This window comes from Rugamonas sp. GW822-FHT03B10 (genome assembly GCF_058801745.1).
This window is the reverse complement of sequence record NZ_JBXANP010000026.1, coordinates 44,485-50,484: the sequence shown is the minus strand read 5'-3', so window position 1 is coordinate 50,484 and position 6,000 is coordinate 44,485. Positions and strand designations below refer to the sequence as shown.

General features: G+C 62.5%; 5 protein-coding genes. 3 read left to right on the top strand and 2 right to left on the bottom strand.

What is annotated here, in order from left to right:
- The first annotated feature begins 552 nt into the window (after nt 1-552).
- The 3 genes from AC1RQG_RS25635 to AC1RQG_RS25625 all read left to right on the top strand — a co-directional run bounded on the left by AC1RQG_RS25635 (nt 553) and on the right by AC1RQG_RS25625 (nt 3,989).
- Nucleotides 553-1,872 (top strand): sensor histidine kinase, encoded by a 1,320-nt coding sequence (locus AC1RQG_RS25635; RefSeq protein ID WP_493135878.1) that lies wholly within the window; start codon nt 553-555, stop codon nt 1,870-1,872.
- Nucleotides 1,873-1,955: 83 nt separating this feature from the next.
- Entirely contained in the window at nt 1,956-2,717 is a 762-nt protein-coding gene (locus AC1RQG_RS25630) for a LytR/AlgR family response regulator transcription factor (protein WP_493135876.1), read from the top strand.
- Between the two features lie 96 nt (nt 2,718-2,813).
- Nucleotides 2,814-3,989: a PAS domain-containing sensor histidine kinase gene (locus AC1RQG_RS25625; RefSeq protein ID WP_493135874.1), complete on the top strand. Its 1,176-nt coding sequence runs from the start codon at nt 2,814-2,816 to the stop codon at nt 3,987-3,989.
- 89 nt (nt 3,990-4,078) lie between these two features.
- On the opposite strand, the gene AC1RQG_RS25620 is transcribed toward AC1RQG_RS25625, so the two are convergent.
- Nucleotides 4,079-5,152, bottom strand: a complete 1,074-nt coding sequence (locus tag AC1RQG_RS25620; RefSeq protein WP_493135872.1) for a porin — start codon at nt 5,150-5,152, stop codon at nt 4,079-4,081.
- Nucleotides 5,153-5,344: 192 nt separating this feature from the next.
- Nucleotides 5,345-5,995, bottom strand: coding sequence for a class I SAM-dependent methyltransferase (locus AC1RQG_RS25615; RefSeq protein ID WP_493135870.1), 651 nt, complete (start codon nt 5,993-5,995; stop codon nt 5,345-5,347).
- Nucleotides 5,996-6,000: the final 5 nt, after the last annotated feature.

Below are 6,000 nucleotides of genomic sequence, written 5' to 3'. Positions count from 1 at the left end.
TCAGTTTAATCTCTGTTTGTTTGCGATTTCTCGCACCGCTATTGCTAGCGGGTCGCTCACTCAAAATACTGACAGGCTACTCTTGCGAGTATCCTATTTCATTACTTCTTGTGAACATTTGATATTTTAAGTATCACGAGGGCTAGCCTCGTGTGCACTTCCATCAAACGTCCACACTTATCGACTGTGAATTGTTAAAGAACTTTATTCGGTACTATCCTCTGCCTTATTCGACAAATCGTTTTGTTTGTCAGCTGCAGAGAAAGAAGAGTATGAAGCACTTCGCTTATTTCGTCAACTACTACACTGTTTTATCAGCGCCTCGACTTACTTCGCTACAGCGTTATTTTGCGTGCGTTTCAGCGGGGAGGCGAACTATAGCAAAGCCGCCGCGAACTTGGCAAGACCTTTTTTCGCACCGCATGCAGCCCGGCCCGTGCCGCTTCGTTTCAATCCCCTTTTCCTGCAGGCTGTCGCAATTGCATGGCGTTAAGAGATAGGGTTTCGCTACACTAGCTCCATGCTTGACCCATTGCTCCCCGAAAGTGCCACATGCTGACATTGCCCAAAGTCCAAGAACTCCTGAAAAGCGTCGCCGCATGGCTGCACCGCAGCTTCGATGCGACCGCGACATGGGTAACCCAGTTGTCATGGTGGAAGTTCCTGATGTTCGCTGCGCTGATGCTGATCGCAGGATCCATCCTCCAGGAAGAACTGTTCTCATCGAACCCGGACGAGGAAGTGGTGGTCAACACCCCCAAGCGCCCCAACCGAAAGAACGGCGAGACCAATATCCTGATCGACGACAGCGGCATCCACTTCAACCCGCGCGGCAAGTTGCGGAAAGATGGCGCCAGCGCAACCGCGCCGGCGCCCGCCGAAACACCGGAACCGCCGCAGCCTGCCGAACCTGCCGAATCGGCCGAACCACCCGCCCCACCCGCGCCGCCGGCCAGGACGGGCAAGCACGCCAAGTCATCCGCATCGGCCACGCCCGCCCTGCCCGCGCTCCCCGGTGAAGAAGTCCACATCGACCTGCCGCCCCAGATCGGCGAGGAGCTGTCGAACGCGATCGAAGAAGCGGTGGATGACGCGGCCGAACAAAAGGTGACGCGCTACCACCGCCAGGCCTCCACCTGGTTCAAGAGCTTCGTGTCGCTGCTGGTCCTGGCGCTGTTCGGCACCAAGGCGCTGATGGGCGGCAAGAAACGCGCCGAAGCGCAAACCATGACGGCCAACGCGGCGGCCGAGCGCGAATCCATGCAGCGCCAGCTCAGCGAGGCGAAGATGCAGATGATGCAGGCCCAGGTCGAGCCGCACTTCCTGTTCAACACGCTGGCCTCGGTCGAACACCTGATCGAGACCAACCCGCCGCGCGCCTCGGCCATGCAGCGCAGCCTGATCAAATACCTGCGCGCGGTGCTGCCGCAAATGCGCGACAACACCCTGATCACCAACCTCGGCCGCGAAGCGGACATGGTGCTCGCCTACCTGAACCTGCTGAAAATGCGGATGGAGGAGCGCCTCACGGTCGACTTCGACATCCCCGATGGCTTGCGCACGGCCGCCTTCCCACCCATGATGCTGCAATCGATGGTGGAGAACGCCATCAAGCACGGCCTGGAAGCCAAGCCCGAGGGCGGCACGCTGAAAGTGCGGGCGGAAGTGGCGCACAACAAGTTGCGCGTGATCGTCACCGACGATGGGCTCGGCTTTGGCGCCGTCCCCAGCGACGGCACCGGCCTGGGACTGATGACCATCCGCGAACGCTTGAAACTGCTGCACGGCGACCAGGCCCAGCTGCTGATCGCCGCCAACAGCCCCACCGGCGTGATCGCGACCATTGAAGTGCCCTACCAGTTAGCGAAATAAAGGGCAACACGAAAGACGGCGACGATTGATTCTTACATCGTTTCGTTGAATAATTAACACCTTAATTTTACAACTTCACCATCATGCCAACCGCAATCCTTGCCGACGATGAACGTTTGATGCGCGACCAGCTGCGCATGCGCCTGAACCAGGTGTGGCCCGAGCTGGACATTATCGGCGAAGCCAAGAACGGCGAGGAAGCCATCGAACTGGTCGACCAGATGAAGCCCGACTTCACCTTCCTCGACATCCGCATGCCCGGCAAGACCGGCATGGAAGCGGCCAGCGCCATCGGCAACAAAAGCCACATCGTGTTCGTGACGGCCTATGACGCCTACGCCGTCGAGGCCTTCGAGCGCGGCGCCGTCGACTACGTGCTCAAACCGCCCGAACCCGAGCGCCTGCAGATCACGGTCGACCGCCTGAAGACGCGGCTGTCCAAGCCGGAATCCGACATGAACGCCAGCGTGACGGCCATGCTGTCGCAGCTGGCCGAAAAGATCACGGCGCCCAAGCCCAGCTACCTGCAGTGGATACAGGCCAGCATCGGCCAGGACTTGCGCATGATCCCGGTGGAAGAAATCCTGTTCTTCCGCTCCGACGAGAAATACACCTGCGTGCAGACCGACCGCTATGAAGCGCTGATCCGCAAACCCGTGCGCGACCTGGCCGAGGAGCTCGATCCGTCGCTGTTCTGGCAGATCCACCGCGCCACGCTGGTCAACGTCAACGCCATCGAAGGCGTCACGCGCGACATCCGCGGCCGCCACTTGGTCATGATCAAGGGCAAGCCGGACAAGCTGGAAGTGAGCCGCAGCTTCCTGCACCTGTTCAAGCAAATGTAGGCTGCCGCGTCCTTCTGCGTCAGCTCAACACCGCTGGCCCACCCTGTATTAGTGTGACACGCACGGCCGCCCTCTCCGGCGGCAAGGATGCGCGCCATGAACATGACCGGAAAAACCCCCTGGCCCCTGGCCCTGTCCGCGCTGGCCGCGTTGCTGCTGCTGGGTGCGCGGCTGGCCCGGCGGATGGCCGTGCCGCTGCGCCAGTCGCGCCGGCCGGCGGCCGATGCCGGCAACCGCAGCCGCAGCATCATCCAGCACGCCAGCGACGCCATCATTTCCACCGACGACGACCAGACCATCGTGCTGGCCAATCCCTCGGCCGCCGCCATGTTCGGCACCACCGTCCTGGCGATGGAAGGCGCCTCGCTACAACAGTTCATCCCGCGCGAACAGCGCGCCCTGCCCGACGGTCCGCAACTCCAGTATTTCGGCGCCACCGGCATCCGGCTGCGCATGAAAGGCCGACGTGCCAGCGACTATGCCGTCACCGGCCTCAAGGCGAGCGGTCAATACTTCCCGCTGGAGGGCTCGCTGTCCAGCCTGACGGAAGACGGGCGCCAGATCCACACCATCATCCTGCGCGACGTGACCGAGCGCAAACAGGTGCAGCAAAAGCTGGAACAGTCCTACACCCAGTTGCGTGAACTGTCGGCGGCCCTGCAAACCATCCGCGAGGAGGAGCGCACCCACATCGCGCGCGAACTGCACGACGACCTGGGCCAGCTGCTGGCCACGCTGCGCATGGACCTGACCCTGCTCCAGCAACAACCGCCCGCCAACGACGCCGCCAGCAGGCTGCTGACCAGCATGGACGAGGTACTGCTGTCGGCCATCACCTCGCTGCGCCGCATCGCCAGCAACCTGCGCCCGCGCGCGCTGGACGAAGGCGGGCTGTATTTCGCCCTCGACAGCATGCGCCAGGATTTCGTGGCCCGCCACGGCATCGCCTGCACGCTCGACGCCAGCGAGGAGGAACTGGTGCTGGACGATAACGTCAGCACGGCCATTTTCCGCATCGTGCAGGAGGCGCTGACCAACATCGTGCGCCATGCCCAGGCCCGCAATGTCTCGCTGATGCTGCGCCGGCGCAACGACACCCTGCGCATCGCCATCCAGGACGATGGCCGCGGCATCGCCGAGCAGGACATGGACAAGGCCTCCTCGTTCGGCCTGATCGGCATGCGCGAGCGGGTGTGGGCCATTGACGGCGACATCGCCATCACCAGCAACGGCGGCACCCACATCGACATCAGCCTGCCGCTGCCCGCGTAAACGCAACGCGCCGCCGGGCCTGGGCCGGGCGGCGCGTCAGCATGCAAAGGGGGCGGCCATGCCGGCCCGCCCACCTTCAGCCAAGCTGCTTAGAACGCGTGACGGATGCCGACGTTGAAGGCCTTGTCGCCCGAACCGGCTTCGTTGTTGTTGCCAACGGTGTAGCCAGCGCCGTTCTTGTTCTTGATCTTGGCGTAGGCAACGTAGGCGTTGGTACGCTTCGACAGCAGGTGCGAGTAGCCGATGGCCCACTGGTCCGCATCCTGGTTCAGAACGGTCTTGTCGTTCTTACGCATGTACGACGCCATGATCACGTCGTTGGCCGTCACCGGCACCTGGGCGCCGATCAGCAGCTCGTTGCTGTCCTTGCTGGCCACGGGCGCGGTCTTGTAGCCGAAGGCGTTGGCGACTGGCAGCTCGGCGCTGAACGGGCCCTTGTCGGCGCCGTAGGCGAAGAAGGCCTTGACGACGTGGAAGTCATAGTTGGCCGCGAACAGGGTGTTGCGCGAGGTGTCCATGGTCGGCTTGCCCACCACGTCGGTGTTCTTGTTGTTGTACACCAGGCGCGCGGTCAGCGGGCCGTTGGCATAGTTCAGGCCCAGGCCGAACTGGCGGCCGGCGGTGGTGCTGCCGGCCTGCTCGCCCAGCGCATACAGACCTTCGACCGAGAAGCCGTCGAAGTTAGGCGACACGTACACGATGGCGTTGCTGGTGCGGGTGTTGGCGCCCTTGGCGGCGAACAGGTTCTTGATGCTGCCGGCATAGCCGGCGCCGAACGGGTCGGCCACCTGGCTCATGGCGTTGTACAGCATCGTGTACTGGCGGCCCAGGGTCAGGGCGCCGGCTTCCTTCGACTTCAGGCCGACGTAGGCCAGGCGGTTGAAGATGGCGTTGCTGCTGTCCAGTTGGCCGTCGTCGATCTTGACGCCGGTTTCCAGTTGGAAGATGGCCGACAGGCCGCTGCCCAGGTCCTCGGTGCCCTTGAAGCCCAGACGCGACTGGCTGCCGATGCCGCTGGTCACTTTGGTCACGCTGCCGGCGGCGCCGCCACGCTCGCTGACCAGACCGGCATCAACCAGGCCGTAGACGGTGACGTTCGATTGGGCGTGCGCGGTGGCCGCGAAGCCGGCGATGATCATTGCTGCCAGAGTAAGTTTTTTCACTTGAAGTTCTCTATGTAAGTTGAAAGAGTGGGGGTAAATGAATCCACGGGGCGAATCTTGCCCGCCAAATACTTCAACAATGTGACATCGGCTATTTTGTTGTAATTTCACGTCATTTACGCGGTTGACAACAAAAAAGCCGCTGCGCGGAGCGTCAGCGGCTTTTTTGCCGGGATAAAGCGTGCTAGGCGCTTACTTCAGGCGGCAGCTCAGCAGGTAGTAATATTCGAGCCGCTCGATGCGGATTTCGCGCGCGTGCGGCGCCAGGCGCTTGCGCAGCGCGCTGTCCTTGGGATAGTTCATCAACACCTCGTAGCGCTGGCCATCGTCGGCCGTCAGGATCTGGTGGGTGTTGCCCTCCGCGTCCGTGCGGGCGATGACGGTGGTGCTGCCGTCCACATAGCTGCTGTCGAGCAGCACCAGCAGCACATCCTTGCCGAACTTGGCGCGCAGCTGCTTGAGGTATTTGTCCTGGTCCTCGCGGCGCACGTGGCACCACCAGCCGGCGGCGAACACGGCCGTGTACTGGCCCACGCTGTCGGGCAGGTTCAGCGCGTCGAGCTCGCCGAAGCTGACGATCTCGTCGTCGAGTTCGCGCGTGCGCGCCAGCGCCAGCATCTCCGGCACCACGTCGGTGGCGTGCACCGAGGCGGCCACGTCGGCGATCAGCTCGGTCCAGTAGCCGGTGCCGCAGGCCAGTTCCAGCACCGTGTGCCCTTCCAGCAGCTCGGCGATCATCTCCTGCAGATCGTCAAGGTCGTCGAAGCGGGCCTCGTCGGCGTAGACCTGGTCGTAATTGTCAGCGTTGACGGCGTAGTATTGGGCCAGCTGATTGGTAATCATATTGA

Bases quoted from the DNA above. Each gene is read 5' to 3' on its own strand.
- AC1RQG_RS25625 (WP_493135874.1), top strand. From the start codon at position 2,814: ATGAACATGACCGGAAAAACCCCCTGGCCCCTGGCCCTGTCCGCGCTG.
- AC1RQG_RS25635 (WP_493135878.1), top strand. From the start codon at position 553: ATGCTGACATTGCCCAAAGTCCAAGAACTCCTGAAAAGCGTCGCCGCA.
- AC1RQG_RS25615 (WP_493135870.1), bottom strand. From the start codon at position 5,995: ATGATTACCAATCAGCTGGCCCAATACTACGCCGTCAACGCTGACAAT.
- AC1RQG_RS25630 (WP_493135876.1), top strand. From the start codon at position 1,956: ATGCCAACCGCAATCCTTGCCGACGATGAACGTTTGATGCGCGACCAG.